Source organism: Tetragenococcus koreensis (assembly GCF_003795145.1).
GTDB lineage: Bacteria > Bacillota > Bacilli > Lactobacillales > Enterococcaceae > Tetragenococcus > Tetragenococcus koreensis.
Genome location: NZ_CP027786.1, coordinates 920818 through 941991, shown reverse-complemented (window position 1 = coordinate 941991; position 21174 = coordinate 920818). Strand labels below are relative to the sequence as shown.

The window sequence follows — 21174 nt, the reverse complement described above, 5'->3', positions numbered from 1 at the left end:
GACAATATGGAATTTTCGATTGTTATCCCATACAAAGAAAATAGCCCGAAATTTCTAGAATATTGCATTGAAAGCCTGGAAAATCAAATTTATCAAAAATTTGAAGTGCTTTTTATCCATAATCAATCAGCTATTTTGGAGGATTATTTAGAAAAAAGTAGTTTAAACTATCGGATTTTTGAAAATACTACAGAAACAACCGCTAGTTTCCGAAATGTGGGAATAAGAGAAGCTGCTGGCAATTATATTTTATTTATGGATGCGGATGATTTTTTACATCCTAATGCATTGATCTATGCTAAACGGGTTATTGACGAAAATAGAGACACAGCCAACGTTCTTAAGCTAAGAATAGCTAAAACGGATCTAGATAAAACTTCTGCTTTGAAATCAGAAAAAAAGCCTTTTTATCGTAGCGCTACTTTGGATCATTTAAATAGAATGTTGGAGAACACGAGCGATGTTTCTGCTAATGAACGTCAAATTGTAGAAGATCTATTTAATTATGATGTTATTCCTCATGATTTTAAATCATATATGGCAGATGATTATTTTTCGAAATTAAGTTATCATTTGAAGGCCCATAGTTTTATTATAAAGAAAACTTTTTTACTAGAAAATAACTTATTTTTCAACACACAGAATGATTTATATGCTGATATGCCATTTTTAATTCGTCTTTACAACCAAACAGAGGAAATTAAACAAACTACAACCAAGTTATATTATAAGTCCATTCATAATGATCCAATTAATGAACCGTCTGCTTCACAGGTCGAACGACCCGATCGACAATTAAAAAAAGTGCAAGCTTTTAATGAATCTATAAAAGAAAGTACTAATGATATAATTATAAAAAAAGTAAAAAAAGCTGCGGTTAATTATTACTTATATAACGTAGTAACAAAGGCTTCTTTTAAAGAATCTTTTAAAGCAGTTCTTCCAGTTTACCAAGAATTGCAGTCGATATTGCAGGTTGATTCAGAGCCAATAAAAATAAAAAAAAGACATAGACCTGAAATTGATAGTATCAAAAGCGGTAGTTTTAAAGCTGCTTATTTTTTAAGTAGAAGTCGTTTATTTGCATATAGTATCTCTCGTTTTATTAAACCTAAAAAGACACGTTACAGACAAAAGAGCCTTCAAAAGAATATTTTCTCCAAGTTACCAATTAAAAAGCGGACTATTTTGTATGAAAGCTTTTTAGGTAGGAACTATTCTGATAGTCCTAAAGCGCTGTTCAACTATTTATTACAAGAAGAACCTGATAAATGGCAGCACGTTTGGATTCTAAACGATAAAGAATTAATAAAGGATGAGCCTGAGTTTCAAGGTTCAAATGTAAAAGTTATTCCTCGTTTTAGCTGGCGATATTTCTATTATGTATCAGTTGCTAAGTATTTTGTTTTAAATATGCGGCAACCAAATTATTTAGAAAAACATAAAGACCAAGTGATCTTGTCAACGTGGCATGGTACGCCGCTAAAACATTTGGTGTTTGATATGGACAACGTAACTTCAGCTAATAAAAAATATAAAAGGATTTTCTATGAACAATCAAGAAAATGGGATTATTTAATTGCTGATAATAAATACAGTGAAAATATTTTTACAAGCGCCTTTATGTACCCTAGAGAGAATATTTTAACGTATGGCTATCCTAGGAACGATATTTTGGTTAACCATACCCCAGAAGATCATGATAGAATTAAACAAAGTTTGGGAATACCGCTAGATAAAAAAGTTATTTTATACGCTCCTACGTGGCGTGATGATGAATTTCATTCTGTGGGAAATTATAAGTTTACATTGCGTTTAAATCTAGAACGTTTGCGGGAAGAATTGGGCGATGAATATGTCATTGTACTACGCATGCACTATTTCATTTCAGATGTGTTAGATTTAAGTGAATATGAAGGCTTTGCCTTTGATTATTCAAAATACAATGATATCAATGATTTATATATTATCAGTGATCTTTTGATTACAGATTATTCTTCAGTGTTTTTTGATTTTGCTAATTTAAAAAGACCTATTCTGTTTTACACCTATGATTTAGCTAAGTACAAAGATGAGCTGCGTGGATTTTACATTGACGTGCAAAATGATTTACCAGGACCATTATTATATACTTCAGAAGAAGTAATTGATCGAATAAAAAATATTAAATCAGTTATGTACGAATACGAAGAAAAATATAAGCTTTTTTACGAGCAGTATTGTTCATTAGATGATGGGAAGGCTTCTGAACGCGTAGTTGAGGAAGTTTTAAAAAGCTAAAAACCTGGCAACAAAATCCTAGTTACTTTTTAAAGTAACTAGGATTTTTAGTTAATTAACGCCTATATAATTAAATTAAAACTAAAAATTTAGTTAACTACTGCTTGTCTTAAAAGTTTTCTTTATTGTTCTTTTCAGTTAGAATAATAAAAAAGATAAGATTTTGAAGATGCGAATAACCTTCTTATTTAGGAAAAATAAGTTAATTAATAACGACGGAAAGTAAAATGATGTAGTGCTGTGATTGGATTATGTTTTAAACATGCCAGTATTCAGTTGTACCCGTACCCATTAAGAAAATTCGATTATCTAGAAAACTTTGGAGGTTAATATTTTATGAATAATATCTATATGGTATTTTTTGATTTAGGATTGAACAAAGGAGGAATTACTTCGGCTGTTTTAAATAGAAGCCGACATTTTTATAAAAACGGATATCCAGCTGATATTGTTACATTCGATTATAAGTCTAATTATCCTAAGGTTGTTAAAGAATTAAAAGATGACGGTAAAATGTATTCAGAGACTAAGCTGTTTAATATGTTTATGTTTTTTGAAGCAAGATCCTTATCAAACAATAACAAAAAAAATGAGGTCTTGTATAACCGTTATGAAAATTTGCTAAATGGAACTTTGTGTATAGAACAAGACGAAAAAATATCTCGATATTTTTCTAAATTAACAGGAGAATATTTAGCTTATAAAAAGGGAAATTTAAAAACAGGAAACTATACTTTAGATATATTTGAAAATAATCAAAGAAAAGAAAAAGTCTATTATAAAAAGAATATACTAAAAAGAATCAAAGAATATGATTTTAAAAACCGATTAATTTCTGAAAGATTTTTTGACAAAGCAGGAAATCCATTTTTGAGAAGAAATATTAATCGAGAAACAGGAAAAGTAGGTAAGATATTTCTTCTTGTGGATAATAAGCAATTTGAAAATAGCTCTGAATTATGTTCTTACTTTTTAAGAGAATTAATAGAAGACGATTCGAAAAATATTATAATATGTGACGGACCTGGAAGTTTTCCTAAAATTATTGATGCTGGATTTAAACATGTAAAAAAATATGCAGCAATCCATACAAATCATCTTAATAAAAACAACAAGGAAAAACGTAAAGAGACAAATATTCTAAAAAACGGGGATAAATTAGATGGTATTGTTTTGCTGACCGAGTCACAAAAAAAAGATGTAAGCAGGGATTACAATTTAAATAATTTATTTGTAAATAGTAATTTTATTGAAATTCCAGATGTAAGTAATAGTATTAACGATAATAGTGAAAAGATTGTTGGAGTGGTTTCTCGTCTAGTGGAAAATAAAGGGTTTGATTATCTTATTAAAGTAGCGAAAAAGGTCACTGACTTTCACCCTGAAGTGGTTTTTCATATTTATGGAGAAGGCGAATATCGACCGAAAATTGAAGAATTAATATATGAAAATAATTTAGCAAAGAACTTTAAGTTAATGGGCTATACGTCTAATCCGAACAAGGCAATAGAAACATTTGATTGCGTAGTATCTAGCTCACAAATAGAAGGACAAGGGTTAAGTATAATTGAGGCTATGCTTCATCAAAAACCTGTGGTCGTTTTTGATGTGAAGTATGGGCCTTCGGATTTTATTAGGGACAATCAAAATGGTATTTTAGTAAACAATAAGGATATAGATAAAATGGTTGAAAGCATTATATATTTAATAGAAAATAAAACCACAGCTAGACAAATGGGAGAGCAAGCAAGAGAAGACATCATAGATAAATATAGTTCCAAATTAGTAATGGAACAATGGGAAAATATACTAGAATTATAATAAATAAAATAGCGTTAAAAATACAGAAATAAAGACAACCTGCACAGTAAATGCGTTACTAGAACGTAGTGTATCAAGGTTTGATACTTATTTCTGTTTTTTTATTGTGAAAAACTTGATATAAACATATAACGCTAAAGAGTGATTTCTTTTTTTATTATTTTCAGTTAAAATGATATAGAACGACTCAGGAGGTGAATATATGAGTAACCCACTTGTTTTAGCAAGTAAAGAATTATATCTTTGGCTTGTCCAGTTAGCTAGTAAAAGTATTATAAAAAAGAACAATAAAATCATATTTCTGCTCAGTTTTCCTTCAACTAGCAAATTAGCTTTGCAAATGTTATATGAAAATTTTCCAGGACAGTTAGTTATTTGCTATACTAAAAATAGTAAAAATCTAGCATCTTATTATGAACAAAAGGGCTGCCTTATTTATTGTATTGATGATTTTCCTGTACTATTAAAGCGCATCGTACCGGTAGTGACAAGCAGTCAATTAGTTTTTTGTGATAATTATTTTGCGTTTTTAGCCGGGATTAAGTTTAATTCTAGTGCTAAAGTAGTACAACTTTGGCACGCAAATGGCGCTATTAAATCGTTCGGACTTGCAGCAGAATATACTAAAAGAGTTTCAGAAAAGGACCGAAAAAGATATAGCGAAGTTTATGAAAAGATTACGCATTATGTAGTTAGTTCAAGGAAAATGGCACAGACTTTCGCTGAAAACTATCAGCAGACGTTCGATGAGTTGCCCTTTGGTTATTTACCAACGGATCTTTTTTTTGATCAAGAATGGCTAAAAAAAGCTAAAGAGCTTTTCAAAAGCAATTTTTCATCGAATAAAAAAATCGCTTTGTATGCTCCAACCTATCGAGAGCATAGCTCAGAAATTCCTTTAAATTTTTCTCGTTTGAAACACCTGTTAGACGATGAGTGGCTAATTATGATAAAGCCACACCCGCATGATGAAGAACTTTATCGCAAAATTAAAAATGAAGATGGCATTATTTTTGATTTTGAAGAAATGGATTTGGTACAAATGCTACCATCAGTGGATTGCTTAATTACTGACTATTCCTCAGTTCCTTTTGAGTACTCTTTAGCAAATCCTAGTGGAAAGGTCGTTTTCTTTTGTTACGACTATAATGAATATAATAAAGAGGTTGGGATTGAAGAAGGTTTTGAGAGATGGGCCCCAGGACCAATTGTCAGCACGGAGGAAGAGTTGGTCTCTGCGATAAAAAAACCATTGAAACAAAATTTTGATCCTTTTAACCAGTTATGGAATGAGTACGCTCAGGGAAATGCGCGTGAACAACTCTTAAAGTGGGTGAAAAAAACTTATGACAACTGAAGAAATCATGGGAGTTCCCATAGATGTGATTACTTATAACGATATAATTAATGATTTGCCAAATTATTTACACAACGATAAAAAAATGAGTGCTATCAGCGTTAATCCACAAATTATCGTTGAAGGACAAAACCATTCTGAAATATATGATTTTATTGAAAAAAGTACGCATCGAATTCCTGACGGTATTGGGATTGTTTTAGTTTCAAAATTAACGGGAGGTCAAATCAAAGAGCGAGTAGCAGGTATCGAATTGATGGTACGGTTTTTAGATTATGCGAATGCTTATGGTAAAAGTATTTTTTTATACGGCGCAAAACCAGAAGTAGTTGCTGATGCTGCGACTCAAATTGAAAAGGACTATCCCAATTTAACCTTAAGTGGACAAATTGATGGATACACGACTTTATCAGAAAAAGAAATTATCAAAAAAATTAATCAAGCGAAGCCAGATTTCTTATTTGTTGCTTTAGGTTTTCCTAAACAGGAAAAATGGTTAGCAAAAAACATTTCTCGATTAGATGTTTCGGTGTTTCAAGATGTTGGAGGGAGTTTTGACGTATTAAGCGGACATGTAAAACGCGCTCCACAGTTTTTTATCGATGTGCATTTAGAGTGGTTGTATCGATCGGTAACTGACCCTAAAAGGTTTAAAAGAATTTTACAACTACCTGTTTTTGTAATTAAAAGTTTATTTTGGAAGGTTCGTACAAAAAATGATAAAAAGAATTCTTAGTAAAATCTATAAAATTATTTTTAATTTTATAGCTACTGTTTTTCCTATACATAAAGGACTTGTCTTGTTTGAATCTTTTAACGGAAAACTCCCTTCAGATAATCCTTATGCAATTTATCAAGAACTAGTCAAACAGACGGAAAAGAAAAATTTATATTGGGGGATAAAAAAAGAGTACATGAAGGAAGCAAGAGCTCAATACCCTGATTTGAATCTTATCCCTCGCTTTTCTGTTCAATGGCTGTGGTTTGCTACTAGAGCGAATTTTTGGGTATTTAATTCACGGATGCCCAATTGGTTAAAGAAAAATAATGATACAATTTATATTCAAACCTGGCATGGAACTCCCTTAAAAAGGTTAGGCGCTGATATTCAAGAAGTGGCAATGCCAGGAACTGACACTGAAAATTATAAGAACAATTTTATATTTGAAGCCAATCGTTGGGATTATCTAATCGTTCCAAACGAATATTCTAAAAAAGTTTTTAAACAAGCCTTTCATTTTCAAAATGATATGCTAGAAATTGGGTATCCGCGAAATGACGAGTTAGTGAATAACAAAGCTAATAAAAAATTACAGAATGAATTAAAGAAAAAGATTATTGGTAAAGAAAAAGGAAGAGTTATTCTTTATGCGCCAACTTGGCGTGACGATTACTTTATCAAAAAAGGAAGTTATAGATTTTTTATCCCCTTTGACTTAGAAAAAATTGTCAATTGTTTGGATAAAGAAGACACGTTAATTATCCGTCCTCATTATCTCGTTGGTGATACAATCGATATTACTGGTTATGAAGATCAGGTAAAAGTATGCATGAACGAAGCGATTAATGATCTATACTTAATTAGCGATTTATTAATTACAGATTATTCTTCAGTAATGTTTGATTTTGCGATATTGCAACGCCCAATGTTATTTTACCCTTATGACATGGCACATTATGAAGAAAAATTACGAGGCTTTTATCTAGATTATAGTGAAGTCCCTGGTCCTATTGCGGAGAACGAAGAATATTTATACAAATTTATCCGGGAGTTTATTTCACAAGGGAAATTTTCAAAATATGATAATATAATGAAACAGTTTGAGCAATTGTTTTGTAGTTGGGAAAATGGGGACGCTTCGGAAAAAGTAAGTAAGGTAATAACGGAAAAGTAAAGAAGAGTTCATCCTTCTGTAACCAAGGTTGGAGAAGATTTTTCTTTTTTGATTTGGTTGTAACAATTTATTTAACTTGTATAAATGTAAATTGATAAAACAGTTATGAAATATAAATGGGCTGTGTTAATATAAAAGAGTTGGTTAATTTTATAGTTTATAAGGAGTGCAAGTGATGCGTGATTTTAAAAAAATAACAGAAAATTATAAGAAAAATATGAAAAATATTAATTTTTCTAGGCAAGTAGAATATAAAAAAGCTTTTAAAAAATACAACGTTAAGGATAACGTTATTTTGTATGAGTCCTTTCATGGAAAGGGGATGACGGACAATCCTTTTGCTATATTTAAATATTTATTGAATAATCCGAATTTTGAAAATATGAAACATGTTTGGGTCTTAAATAATTATGAGAATAACGGATATTATGATTATTATAAAGAATTCACTAATGTCGAATTTGTTAAAACCCATAGCACCGAGTATTTTTACTATTTATCTTCTGCGAAATATCTAATAAATAGCGTTAGTTTTCCGCCATATTTTATAAAAAAAGAAAAGCAAGTATATGTAAATACTTGGCATGGCACTCCTTTAAAAACTTTAGGTAAAGATATGCATGGGGCAATTTCTCAACATAGTAATCTACAAAAAAACTTTTTACAAACTGATTACATATTATCGTCTAACGAATTTACTTCAGAAAAAATTGTTTACTCTCATGACATCAACGATATTTATCCTGGTAAGGTGTTAGAGAATGGATATCCAAGAATCGACAATGTTTTTTGCAAAAGCCAAGTTTTAGAAAGTACTTTTCCTATATTAAAGAGTAGTAAAAAAAGAGTTCTATATGCACCTACTTGGAGAGGTGAAGTGGGCAAAGTAGAAGATATTGTTTTTCAAATTATTCAGAGTATTAATGATATAGTGGAAAATATTGATACAGATAATTATGAATTCTTAGTAAAGGTTCATCCGCTAGTATATAAATATATCAAAGAAATCGATTTTGAAGAGGTAACATTGATTCCTAATTGGGTAGATACCAATGAATTATTGTATTATGTTGACATACTAGTAACAGACTACAGTAGTATATTTTTTGATTTTCTAGTAACTAATAAGCCGATTATTTTTTACTTATATGATAAAGAGGAATATTTAGATAAGCGGGGCGTTTATCTAGATTTAGACGATTTACCTGGTAGTATTTGTTTAACTTCTGAAGATGTTTCTAAAAATATTGAACAAAGTGATGCAATTATGGATAGACGTAAAGGACAAATTGAGGGCTACAAGGCTAAGTTTATAAATTATGATAATGGAAAAGCAACAAAAGATTACGTTGACCGTATCTTTTTAGGCAAGCCAAACGTAACGGAAAGGGACTATAATAATAAAAAGCCCAATGTTGTCCTGTATGCAGGAGCTTTTTTAAACAACGGAGTAACCTCTTCAATTATAAATTTATCCAAGCTTTTTCCTTACGATAAATATAACTTAATTATCATTGATAAAAACAAAGGAGATAAAACTTTTGAGAATAACATAAAAAGACTCTCACCCAATGTACATATGGCTTATCGTGGTGGGGGAACGAATTTAACTTATTACGAGTGGATACGTTACAATCGTTTTATGAATTACGCAAAAGTAGAAAATGTAGACTTTTATAAAAAAATTGTACAACAAGAGTGGAAACGTCTATTAGGAAATGTTGAGATAGAAGTAGGCATTGACTTTAGTGGATATGTTCCCTTTTGGACATTTATGATGGCTTTTTCTGATTTTTCTAATAAAATTATTTACCAACATAATGATATGGCAGCTGAAAAATTAAAAATCATCGACGGGAAAAAAGTACATTTAAAAAATTTGGCTAGAATTTTTGCATTATATAAATATTTTGATTATATCGCTGCTGTAGGAGAAAAAACTTTAGAATTAAATAAAAATAACCTGTCTGAATACACTAATAAAAATCAGTTTATTTATATTCCTAATGTTTTAGATATTGATTCATTATTCATGCATCGTATCAAGCCTTTATTAGAAGAAACAAAGATCTATCATAAGGATGTATTGTTAATTGAAGATGAACAAAAATATGGTAAGGTTAAAGCGACTGCCATTATTGCGCCAACAAAAAAGGGGAAAAATTTTATTAATATAGGCAGATTTTCTCCTGAAAAAGATCAAGATAAATTACTTCGAGCATTTGACTTATTCTTAAAAGAAGAAGGTAGACAACATCAATTGTATATGGTTGGTACAGGTGAACTGGAAAAAAGCTTAAAAGCGAAAGCAACTGATTTAGGCATAGAAGATAATGTTGTTTTTACTGGACAAACGAGCCAAGCGATAGAATTATTAGATAAATGTGATTGTTTTATACTATCTTCAAATCATGAAGGACAGCCTATGACTCTATTAGAAGCCATTGCTTTGAACAAACCGGTTATTGCAACGAATATTGAAGGAAATCGATCCGTACTAGGTGATAATAGTCAGTATGGAGATATCGTTGAAAATAGTGTCTATGGTTTAGTATCGGGAATGAAAGATTTTCTTTCAGGTAAAATGAAATCAAAAACAAATTTTGATATAAAAAATTACGATGATTATGCCATCGATAAATTTACTAGGATGCTCGATTATCGTGAATAACTGTTAATGAAGTTATTTTTTAAAACTTGTTTACTTAAAAGATAAATCATTTTGTTCTTTTGCTGTAGCGTTCAAAAATTTTGGATCAAGTCAAGCAGTTAGATAGTTCCTATTGTCTGGCTGTTTTTCGTTTTTGGTGTAAAGTTTTTCTTAGTGGAATGGGGGAACGATCGCTTTCCTGGAATTAAAAAGCGCTTCTTGCGAAAGATTTGGAAATTATGTTTGCTTATTCTTTATTAATTTGAACAATAAAATTCTATGAATAACCTGTGCATGAAAGTTATTTATGATAAAATTAAATAGAGCGCATAATTTTAGTAGGAGTGTGAATTTAGTGCCAGACGTTAAAAAAGTTATAAGAAATTATAGAAAGAAAATGGGGAACATTAATTTTTCTAGACAGGTTGAGTATCAAAAAGCTTTCAAGAAATACGATGTCAAAAATAATATTATCTTATACGAATCTTTTCATGGAAAAGGAATGACAGATAATCCATTTGCAATATTTAAATATTTAGTGAACAATCCTGAATATAAGAATATGAAACATATTTGGGTTTTAAACAATTATGAAGATAATGGATACTATAACTATTATAAAAAGTTTGCTAACGTTGAATTTGTTAAAACTCATACTAAAAAGTATTTCTATTATTTAGTTACTGCTAAATATTTAATTAATAGCGTGAGCTTTCCGCCGTATTTCTTAAAAAAAGAAGAACAAGTATATGTGAATACTTGGCATGGCACCCCTTTAAAGACTTTAGGCAAAGATATGGAAGGCTCGATTACACAACACAGTAATCTGCAAAGAAACTTTCTACAAACGGATTACATACTATCACCAAATGAATTTACTTCAGAAAAAATCGTTTATTCTCATGATATAAATGATATTTATACTGGAAAAGTATTAGAAAATGGTTATCCTAGGATTGATAATATTTTCTATGAAAGCCAAGTTTTAGAAAGCAACTTTTCCATATTAAAAGGAAACAAAAAACTTGTTCTTTATGCCCCTACTTGGCGGGGTGAAGTAGGCAAAGTGGATGATATCGTTTTTCAAATTGTTCAGAGTATTAATGATATTGTCGAGAATATTAACATAGATGAATATGAATTTTTGGTAAAGGTCCACCCTTTAGTGTATAAATATATAGAAGGTATGGATTTTGAAGGGATTACACTAATCCCTAATTGGGTAGACACTGATGAACTATTACATTATATTGATATATTAGTAACAGATTACAGCAGTATCTTTTTTGATTTTCTAGTTACCGATAAACCGATTATTTTTTATCTATATGATAAAGATGAGTATTTAGAAAAACGTGGTGTTTATTTAGATTTAGACAATTTACCTGGCAGCATTTGTTATAGCGCTGAGGATGTTTCTAAAAATATCACAGAAAGTAACACAATTGTGAATAGATATAAAGTACAGGTTGAAAGATACAAGAAACAATTTACACATTATGATAATGGTTCAGTTATTAAAGATTATGTTGCCCATATATTTTTAGCTAAACAAAGCGTCGTAGAAAAAGATTATAATAATAAAAAGTCCAATATTGTAATGTATGCGGGAGCGTTTCTAAACAATGGAGTAACAACATCAGCAATTAATCTATCGAAACTTTTTCCTTATGATAAATATAATTTAATTATTATTGATAAAAGTAGAGGAAATAAAACTTTTGAAGATAATATTAAACGACTCTCACCAAATGTGCATATGGCTTATCGTGGTGGAGGAATGAATTTAACTTTTTATGAATGGGTTCGTTATAACCGTTTCATGAATTATTCAAAAGTGGAAAATGTAGACTTTTATAAAGAAGTTGTACAACAAGAATGGAAAAGATTATTAGGCGATATCAATATAGAAGTGGGTATTGATTTCAGTGGTTATGTTCCTTTTTGGACGTTTATGATGGCTTTTTCCGGGTTTCCTAATCGAATTATTTACCAGCATAATGATATGGCAGCTGAAAAACTAAAAGTAGTCGGTGGCAAAAAAGTTCATTCTAAAAATTTAACCAGGATATTTTCTTTGTACAAATTTTTTGATTTTATTGCTGCTGTGGGTGAAAAAACACTAGAATTAAATAGGGCTAACTTAAGTGAGTATACTGAAGAGAATCAGTTTGTCTATATTCCTAACGTTTTAGACCCGGACTCCTTATTTATGCATCGTAGCGAGCCTTCATTAGAAAAAACTGCAATATTTAATGAGAATATGTTGTTGATTAATGATCAGCGAGATCATGGTAGAGTGAATGCTACTGCCATCACTGCGCCAACAATTAAAGGGAAAAATTTCATTAATATTGGTAGACTTTCACCTGAAAAAGACCAAGAAAAATTACTGCAGGCATTTGCCTTATTACTAAGAGAAGAAGGGCCAATTCACCAATTGTACCTTGTCGGCTCTGGTGAACTTGAAAAGACCTTAAAGGCAGAAACAATATCTTTAGGTATAGAAGATAACGTCATTTTTACTGGGCAGACGAATAAAGCGATAGAATTATTGGATAAATGCGATTGTTTTGTGTTGTCATCCAATCATGAAGGACAACCGATGACATTATTAGAGGCAATTGCTTTGAACAAACCGGTTATTGCAACGAATATTGAGGGAAATAGATCAGTATTGGGAGATAACAGCCAGTACGGAGATATTGTTGAAAATAGTGTTGATGGTTTGTTAAATGGTATGAAAAAATTTCTTTCTGGTGAAATGAAATCAAGCCACGATTTTGATATACAAAAGTATGACAATTATGCCATGGAAGAATTTACTAAAATGATTAATTATCGCGATTGATTATTATAAATAAAATTATTGCGAGTTTTTTGTACAAGAAGGCTAGTTTATAAACTTAGATTAAATAGGAGTATTTAAATTATGAAAAAAGTTCTTGTAAGAGCTGGAATGTCGCCGTTAGATACTTTCAGCGCAGATGAAATGATTAAAAGAAATGCAATTGGAAACAATGTGGGTAATTTAATGTACGCCTATAGCGTTTTTAGAAATTTGACTACGGAAAATGTAGAATTAACTGCTGATTATTATCGGGCAGACCCGGCTGATGCTGATATGATCAATGAAACTTATGATTCATATGTTATTCCATTAGCGAATGCGATTCGTCCAAGTTTTATTCCCACCCTTAAGAGATATACAGCTTTAATAGAAAAACTTAAAATTCCTGTATTTGTTGTTGGTATGGGAATGGCTTTTCCTTATGAACCCAACGTTAAGCAAGAGAGACCTTTTGATAACGACGTGAAACATTTTGTCAGTGCTGTGTTGGAAAAGTCAAATATTTTGGGCTTAAGAGGACAAATTACTTCTGACTATCTTTCTTATTTAGGCTTTAAGGAAGGAAGAGATCATATGGTAATTGGTTGCCCTTCAATGTATACTTTTGGGGATAATATAAAAATTCGAGATACCGAATTGAATAATAATTCTGCAATAAGTATAAATATGACACCTACAGCAGATCAAAAAGTGTTAAAATTCTTAAATGACCTTTCGGGTCAGTATAAGAATTTAGAATTTACGCCACAAGACTTAGACGAGATGATATTGACTTATTCTGGTACTCCTTCTTTAGGGGCGGCAATTAACTCAAAGGTTAGCAACTATCCTAATAGTTTGAACTCTGCTGTATATAAGAATAACCAAGTGAAATTTTTCTTGTCGGCTCCTTCCTGGATTGATCACATGGGAACAATTGATTTAAGTATTGGAACGAGACTGCACGGCAATGTTGCACCAATTCTTGCAGGTACGCCAAGCATAGCTATCCCAATTGACGCAAGAATGAGGGAACTAACAGAGTATCATAATTTCCCACGTGTTCCTGTTAACGAAATACGCGAAGACATGAAATTAGAAGAGTTATTGGGAAAAGTAGATGTTCATTCAGTTGAAAAAAATCAAAAAAGAAATTACGATAACTTTATTAACTTTTTAGACAAGAATGGCATTGAAAATGTTTATCATTATAATTCAAAAGGCTTGAAAACACCATTTGATGGAAAGCTTGAACAAGTTAATTTGAAGGAACCACTTATTCCTATAACTTCTTGTGACGCTGAAGAAATGACTGAAAGATTACAAAAAAACTTCGATATCATCGTAACGAAACAAGAAAAAGAAAAAAATAATAACGGTAAGAAACTTAAAGTGAAAACTAAAGCTGTTTCTAAGTTGAAGAATGATTTGAATGAAAAGTCCAAAGAACTAAATGAAAAAAATGAAGCTGCATCTAAATTAAAGAATGATTTAGAGAAAAAGACTGAGGAACTGAACGAAAAAAATAGACAAAATGAAGAATTAACTCTTAAAGTTCAAACTATGGAGAATTCAAAATCGTGGAAATTAACGAAGCCGTTGCGTAATTTCGGACAAAAATGAGTTTAAAGTAATATGATATGCTATTTTTTGACGAATGATATTTGTGCAAAAAGTAGTTTATCATTTGTAAGTCGAACTATTTATACACTATCTTCAAAGATAGGTATAAATAGTTCGTTTTTATTTTTACTGTTTGTAAGTAGGTTTTTTGTAAAAAATTTGTTATTTTTGTTAAGAAAATTCCGAACGCAGTTAATATTTATTTAAAATTACACAGAAATGAAGCTAACGTGAATTTCTCTGCTAAAATTTGGCTTAGTCATTTTGGTTTATTTACGATGTTTTTACTCTATGGTTTTACTACACCGAACGATTAATTTAAGCTTTTTCTTATCTAGCAAAAATTATCCAAACCTAACGCTTGATGGTATAATTATTAAGTAATTACTTTGCTAGAAAAATTTCAAAAAAGGCTTATGGTGGAAATTAAAAACAAAAATAATAAAAGTGACTCTTTCAAAAACTAAATGATCATTTTTAATTTCGTTGAAATATATGTGAGGTATGAGATGGATACAATAACAGCACTGAAAGAAAAAGAATATTTAAGAAATAATTCTATCGTAACTGAAGAAATTAACAATATTCAATTTAGTAACTCTAAGATAATTTTTAAAGGAGAGAATAATTACGTTTTTCTAGACAAAGACGCACAATTAAAAAACACTACTGTAACTTTTCATGGAGATAATTCCGTATTATATATAGGAAAAACTAAAAATGATAAAATCGAAATGAAGGTTACGTTATATAATAATTCACTCATATTTTTAAATGAGGGTTGTTCTTTTAATAAGCCTTTGACGGCTATAGCCTCTGAGGCAAAGGATATAATTGTGGGAAAAGATGTAATGTTTTCTTCGGGATGTTGGATACGTAACTCTGATGTTCATATGATGTATGATGAAAACCAGAGACGGATCAATGAAAGTAAAAACGTTATTATAGGCGACCATGTTTGGATTGGGCAAGATTCTTCCATCCTAAAAGGTTCATATATTGGTTCTGGTTCAATTATAGGGTTAGGTTCAATTGTTGCTAAAAAAATAAAAACAAATAGTACCAATGCGGGAAATCCAGTGAAAAAAATAAAAGATAATATTTTTTGGGATAGACAATCTTCACATTTTTTTACTGAGGAGGATACACAAAAGAATAAATTCTATATGAAAGACTCCTCGTTTTACGTTTTTAATAATCCAGAAAATTTAACAAAATGGCAAGACACTATCCAACAAAGACCTACTTTTACTAATCATTTTGAAATTGAATCTTTTTTAAAAAAGGTTATGAACTTAGAGCCATTAGTTGTATTGGTCTAAAATAGAAGTAATTTTTAATTTGTTAAATTATTTTGCTATTTTTTAAGTTGAATCGATTATATGCAAATATAGCTTATTTTCATATAAATAAATCAACCGGTATTGGAAGGAAATGACAATGAATAACTTAAAATATCTAGTAGAAGAAAGCAACCTAATAATTGAATTTACCAGTAAAAAAACAGCTTATGAATACACAGTATCCCTAAAACGGGGAGATACTCATTTTTATTTTCAACTTCTATCTTATGAAGAATATGATGGATATTTCCTTTATAAGTTCACCTGTTCTTTAAATGATTTTGCTGAATTTTTGAATGAAAAAGAGGATTCGGCACTATTAGATGAAGAAAATGTAATGAACGTAAATAGTGAAGAAAATGAAAATAATGAAAATAATGAAATTGATACAAATGATGAGGAACAAAATAATTCTGCGGCAAATTCTTATAAGTTTACTATTGTAGCACAGTATCTAAAATATAATGAGAATTCTAATATGGTTAAGCGTATGACTCAAATACTCAAACTAAATAAAAAAAATTGGTCATTATCTAACTTAGAACATGTGATAGATGAAAGGAACAATTTACTCTTTGTTCCTTATATTACCAAAAAAGGTGCTTTGGCTCTTTTAGTAAATAAAGAACTTTCTAATGGACATTACTATTTAAGAAAGACAATTTCTAAAATCAAGGTTACAGAAACCAAGTTAATGTTACAAGGAAACTTAACCACTCGCTTTTTTGATATTGATCATGGGGAAATTCAAATGGTTGAAAGAGGCGGAGACCAGTCCATTAGTTTCCCTGTTTCAATTATGCAAAACAAGAATCAAAAAGAAAATTCTTTTGCACGTAGACATCATTTTAAATGGTGCTTACCTATAATAGAAATAAAAGAATACCTGGAAAATCTAGCAAAAACTGAAGAGTTAAGTATCGACTTTTTCTTTGTTTTAACATTAAAGGGGACTGATCACCCTGTAAGATTTCGTGTTGGTAATCCGAGATTTCTCACGAACTATTTCATGAAAGGCGAAATGGCTATTTTCTCGGAAAAAACTAGTAAATGGCTTTCAGCAGTGCCATACTTTACTTTAAAAGGTGTCAATCTGTCATTAACTTACAATCAGTATGAAAAAGAAGCCTATGATTATTTTCGCCAACACAAGAAGAACTGGAAAAGCGTTAAAAAACAAGCAAAAGATCATGCTGTGTGGATTGTGGGGGAACGTTCTTATAAAGCTCAAGATAATGGGTATCATTTTTTCAAGTATTTGCGTACCGTTCATCCTGAGATCGATGCATACTATGTGATTCAAAAAGATTCACCAGAACGTAAACATGTTGCTCCTTTTGGTAATGTTATTGATTTTGGCTCTAAGGAACATTTTGAAAAAGTAATACAAGCTGATTATATTTGTGGCACACACCATCCTGATTCTTTGTATCCGATCCGTAGTAGAGAATATATTAAAAATATTTCAGCAAAAAAAATCTTTTTGCAACATGGTGTATTTGGGACAAAAAATATTACGCCAATCTATGCGAAATGGGTCAACGAATTTTATACGGATTTGTTTATTACAAGTTCTGAAAAAGAACGCCAAATTGCTATTGTGGATATGGGATATCATGATGATGAAGTAGTCGCCACTGGATTAGCGCGTTTTGAGTCGTTATTTAAAAACGACCTTCCATTAAAAAGGCAGGTTTTGATTATTCCTACGTGGCGTGATTGGATCACGAATAATCAGATTTTTGAAGAAAGTAATTATTTTAAGCGTTATGAAGAGTTACTTTTTGATCCGCGTTTAAAAGATTTCTCCGAGAAATATGATATGGAATTAATTTTTTGTCTTCACCCTAATATGCAAGATTACGTACATTATTTTGATAATGCACCTGTTACTATTGTCAAACAAGGAGATCGTGATGTCCAAGACTTAATTAAAGAAAGTATGTTTATGCTAACTGATTATTCAAGTGTTGCTTTTGACTTTAGTTTCTTGCATAAGCCAGTTGTCTATTATCAATTTGATCGTAATCGATTTTTGGGAAAAAACCCTTCTCACTTGGATTTGGATAATGAATTACCAGGAGATATTGCGTTTGATGAAGATCAAGTAATTGAAAATTTATTTAAAGTAGGGGAAAACAATTTTAAAATGGAAGATGAGTATATCGAAAAAGCCGATAAATTCATCAAATTTCGTGATCGTAAGTCTAACGATCGCATATTTGAAGCGATTCAGAATATTCCTGAACAAAATAAAGTAAAAAAATTCTTTAGGAATGACCCATTAGCATTGAAGGTCTTTTCTCGTTTCAGACGTTCCAGATATTATTTTCCTACGATGAAACTTTTTTATAAATCTTTAAGTCATTTTGGAACAATTAACGATAAACAAGTCGTATTTGAAAGTGGAGTGGGTAAGAGATATGAAGATAGTCCACGCATGATTTACGAAAAGATGGTAGCAAATGGTGAAGACTTTGATTATATTTGGATTATGAACAATAACGCACCATTAAAAGTAAATCCAAGTACTAAAATTATTAAGCGGTTATCGCCTAGTTATTATAAATACCTAGCTACCAGTAAATATTGGGTCAATAACCAAAATTTCCCTACGTATTTGACGAAGCCTAAGCAGACACACTATTTGCAAACTTGGCACGGCACGCCTCTGAAAAAAATGCAGCATGATCAAGATCAAATTGCAGGAAGAGATGAGGGGTATTTAGCTCGAGTGACGCATGCGACAAAACAATGGAGCGCATTGGTTTCTCCTTCACCATATGCTACAGAAGCATTTCGTTCTGCTTTTTTGTATGATGGACCGATATTAGAATTGGGTTATCCACGAAATGATATCTTCTATACCGACGATTTAAAAGAACGAAAAGAAAATATTAGACACAAGCTAGGTATTCCTGAAGATAAAAAGGTTATCCTTTATGCGCCAACTTTTCGTGACAATCAAAAAAAGGGAAAAAAGTTTATTATGAAAAATAAAATTAACTTTCGAATTTTTGAGCGTCGCTTGGGAGATGACTATGTTTTATTAGTTAGAGAACATGTAGTCGTTGCCAGTAAATTGAAAATACCAGAAGAATTTCGACCCAATATTATTAATGTTTCAAAATACCCAGATATTCAAGAGCTAATGATAGCATCTGATATGTTGGTAACAGATTATTCTTCTGTGATGTTTGATTATATGAACACCAATAAGCCTGTTTATTTTTATTGTTATGATTTGGATGAGTATGATGATATGCGCGGTTTTTACTTCGATCTAGAAAAAGAAGCCCCTGGTCCGATTGTAAAAAACACTTCAAATCTATGTCGGACAATTGCTAAGGAGGAAAAATATTGGGATGTCTATGGCGAAAAATATAAAACCTTTCAAAACCGATTTGTTCCTTTAGACGGCCCTAACCGTGCTGAGAAAGTTTATAAAAAGTTTTTTAAAAATTAATTTAAAGACTTCTTGAAAATTTTGAGAATGATTTGTTGCTCAATGATGTTAAAGGTTTTTAGTTATAGAAGCTTTAAATTCATAAAGGAGAATTTTGGTGGAAGTTTTAAGGGAAAATCAAGATGTAAACAAAGAAAAAGAATATTCATCAAAAAAGCAAATCTTTAGTGCATTATTTATTTTTGCCTTGGCAGCTTTTTTAATGATATCACCTCAACTTTATAAACATAGTATTATACTTGGAAACGATATGATGTTTCATTTTAATCGTTTCTATGAAGCTTATATGCAAATAAAAACTGGAGATTTTAATTATTTTCAATCTCTCTTTGGCTTTAATCAATCAGGTAGAATCGTTAATGCTCTATATGGCCCTGATTTTGCATATTTACAAGGGCTATTAATGTTTATAACCAAAAATTGGTTTCGGTACCAGTTATTGTCCTCATTTCTTTGCTTTTTTACCGCGGGTGTAGCAATGTTCTCTCTGGCTAGAAAAGCGTTGGTTAATTATAAGTTTTCGATTTTTATTTCTCTTCTTTATATGAGTAGTTCTATGGTCTCTTATTATGCGTTGTCACAAAATATGACGAGTTGGGGCGCTGCGTTTATTCCTTTTATTTATATACCAGCTATAAGAGTGATTAAACATCCAGAAAGACCAATAAAACCAATAGAGTTAACACTCGCTGTAACAAGCGTCGGTTTTTTGCATAATTTAACACTGCTTCTTGGTATTCTTTCAAGTATTCCATTTTATATTGTTGGTTTTTTGCGAGCTAAACACAAAGGAGAAATGCTAAAAAATTTTTTTATTGCTGTTTTACTTACCATTTTATTGAATATTAATACGCTAGTCGGTTTTATAGATGTTTATCTTTCAAATGAGCTAGTGTACCCTAAGTTTTTTGAAGATGTCTTATCCTATACTATGCGTTTTACTATGGGCGACAATACTTATTCAGAATTAGGTATGATTTTTTCTTGTATAATGTTGTTTCAAATTTTTTATTTAGTCTTTAATTGGAAAAACAATTCTACTTTAGAAAAATTGCTAACAATTGTCGGCACATTTTTCTTAGTTCTTTCTACTAACTTTTTGCCTTGGGAAGACATTTCGCTTTACACTAATTTTGTTCAAGTCATTCAATTTCCTAGGAGATTTGCTTTAATTGCCTTTGTTTTTCTTCTTATTGGTTTTGCATTATCCTTAGGAAAAATAACTAAAAACTTTGATAAAAGCAAGAAAAAAATTATTTATTCATTTTTGTGCATGATTTCGTTTTTGACACTCTCAAATGTTAACTTAGAAGTGCTACAAAAGGCTGAAGCTTGGGAAACAGATAACCCTACTTCAGCAGGAAATAATGGTCCATGGGCTATGACAGAAGATCCTGATGAGATTCGTGGAGGTTTTACTAGCGGAAGATATGAAGATGCTTTTAAAGTCATCGATAAGCCTACTCCCGATTATTTACCATTACTAAATAACACAACGCAAGAAGAATTGATTGAGCAGGATGGTTATAAGATGTACGATGAGCAAGTAGTTAATAATAAATTTAATGGAACAAAGACAGTGGACGATGAAAATAGACTTGTACTGACCTGGGAAGGTAGTAATAATGGAGACGTCGTACTTCCGGCTGTTGTTTATGAAAGAAGCCAGATTAATTTTAATGGAAAACACTATAATCCGACACAAATACAAAAAACGACTTTAGGAGCCCCTGTTGTTCAATCTAAGAGAGGGACAAATAAACTAGTTATTGGATACGATCCGATGGTAAGTACGCAATTACTATTAGTGATTAAACTTGGTACAATAGGAATAATGTTGGCTTTTGTTTTGGTGAAAATGATACGAAAACATACCTCATTTTTTTACTAGGGTTGAACTTATAAGGAG

General features: G+C 30.9%; 11 protein-coding genes. All 11 read left to right on the top strand.

The features are described from left to right. Window positions 1-6 precede the first annotated feature (6 nt). The 11 genes from C7K43_RS04375 to C7K43_RS04325 all read left to right on the top strand — a co-directional run bounded on the left by C7K43_RS04375 (window position 7) and on the right by C7K43_RS04325 (window position 21156). Window positions 7-2280 (top strand): CDP-glycerol:glycerophosphate glycerophosphotransferase, encoded by a 2274-nt coding sequence (locus C7K43_RS04375; RefSeq protein ID WP_124005749.1) that lies wholly within the window; start codon window positions 7-9, stop codon window positions 2278-2280. Between the two features lie 336 nt (window positions 2281-2616). Further along, window positions 2617-4101: a glycosyltransferase gene (locus C7K43_RS04370; RefSeq protein WP_124005748.1), complete on the top strand. Its 1485-nt coding sequence runs from the start codon at window positions 2617-2619 to the stop codon at window positions 4099-4101. Window positions 4102-4303: 202 nt separating this feature from the next. Beyond that, the gene (locus C7K43_RS04365) at window positions 4304-5458 is read left to right on the top strand and encodes a CDP-glycerol glycerophosphotransferase family protein (protein ID WP_124005747.1); all 1155 of its coding nucleotides are present in this window, start codon (window positions 4304-4306) and stop codon (window positions 5456-5458) included. Continuing rightward, window positions 5448-6194 carry a WecB/TagA/CpsF family glycosyltransferase gene (locus C7K43_RS04360; protein WP_186810680.1) on the top strand — a complete coding sequence of 249 codons (747 nt, stop codon included), beginning with the start codon at window positions 5448-5450 and terminating at the stop codon, window positions 6192-6194. Before C7K43_RS04365 ends, C7K43_RS04360 begins: the two co-directional genes overlap by 11 nt. Further along, complete coding sequence (locus C7K43_RS04355) at window positions 6175-7353, top strand: CDP-glycerol glycerophosphotransferase family protein (RefSeq protein ID WP_124005746.1); 1179 nt, start codon at window positions 6175-6177, stop codon at window positions 7351-7353. Before C7K43_RS04360 ends, C7K43_RS04355 begins: the two co-directional genes overlap by 20 nt. Window positions 7354-7528: 175 nt before the next feature. Then, window positions 7529-10024 carry a glycosyltransferase gene (locus tag C7K43_RS04350; protein WP_124005745.1) on the top strand — a complete coding sequence of 832 codons (2496 nt, stop codon included), beginning with the start codon at window positions 7529-7531 and terminating at the stop codon, window positions 10022-10024. A gap of 334 nt (window positions 10025-10358) precedes the next feature. Continuing rightward, window positions 10359-12854: a glycosyltransferase gene (locus C7K43_RS04345; protein ID WP_168711991.1), complete on the top strand. Its 2496-nt coding sequence runs from the start codon at window positions 10359-10361 to the stop codon at window positions 12852-12854. An 81-nt stretch (window positions 12855-12935) separates the two neighbouring features. Then, entirely contained in the window at window positions 12936-14456 is a 1521-nt protein-coding gene (locus C7K43_RS04340; protein ID WP_124005743.1) for a polysaccharide pyruvyl transferase family protein, read from the top strand. A 509-nt stretch (window positions 14457-14965) separates the two neighbouring features. Next, on the top strand, window positions 14966-15778 hold the full coding sequence (locus C7K43_RS04335) for an acyltransferase (protein ID WP_157977727.1): 813 nt from the start codon (window positions 14966-14968) through the stop codon (window positions 15776-15778). Window positions 15779-15896: 118 nt separating this feature from the next. Beyond that, window positions 15897-19265 (top strand): CDP-glycerol glycerophosphotransferase family protein, encoded by a 3369-nt coding sequence (locus tag C7K43_RS04330; RefSeq protein WP_168711990.1) that lies wholly within the window; start codon window positions 15897-15899, stop codon window positions 19263-19265. A gap of 97 nt (window positions 19266-19362) precedes the next feature. Next, window positions 19363-21156: a glycosyltransferase family protein gene (locus C7K43_RS04325; RefSeq protein ID WP_124005740.1), complete on the top strand. Its 1794-nt coding sequence runs from the start codon at window positions 19363-19365 to the stop codon at window positions 21154-21156. Window positions 21157-21174: the final 18 nt, after the last annotated feature.

Coding starts and splice junctions, on each gene's coding strand:
- C7K43_RS04335 (WP_157977727.1), top strand. CDS start 14,966: ATGGATACAATAACAGCACTGAAAGAAAAAGAATATTTAAGAAATAAT.
- C7K43_RS04365 (WP_124005747.1), top strand. CDS start 4,304: ATGAGTAACCCACTTGTTTTAGCAAGTAAAGAATTATATCTTTGGCTT.
- C7K43_RS04340 (WP_124005743.1), top strand. CDS start 12,936: ATGAAAAAAGTTCTTGTAAGAGCTGGAATGTCGCCGTTAGATACTTTC.
- C7K43_RS04355 (WP_124005746.1), top strand. CDS start 6,175: ATGATAAAAAGAATTCTTAGTAAAATCTATAAAATTATTTTTAATTTT.
- C7K43_RS04350 (WP_124005745.1), top strand. CDS start 7,529: ATGCGTGATTTTAAAAAAATAACAGAAAATTATAAGAAAAATATGAAA.
- C7K43_RS04375 (WP_124005749.1), top strand. CDS start 7: ATGGAATTTTCGATTGTTATCCCATACAAAGAAAATAGCCCGAAATTT.
- C7K43_RS04360 (WP_186810680.1), top strand. CDS start 5,448: ATGACAACTGAAGAAATCATGGGAGTTCCCATAGATGTGATTACTTAT.
- C7K43_RS04370 (WP_124005748.1), top strand. CDS start 2,617: ATGAATAATATCTATATGGTATTTTTTGATTTAGGATTGAACAAAGGA.
- C7K43_RS04330 (WP_168711990.1), top strand. CDS start 15,897: ATGAATAACTTAAAATATCTAGTAGAAGAAAGCAACCTAATAATTGAA.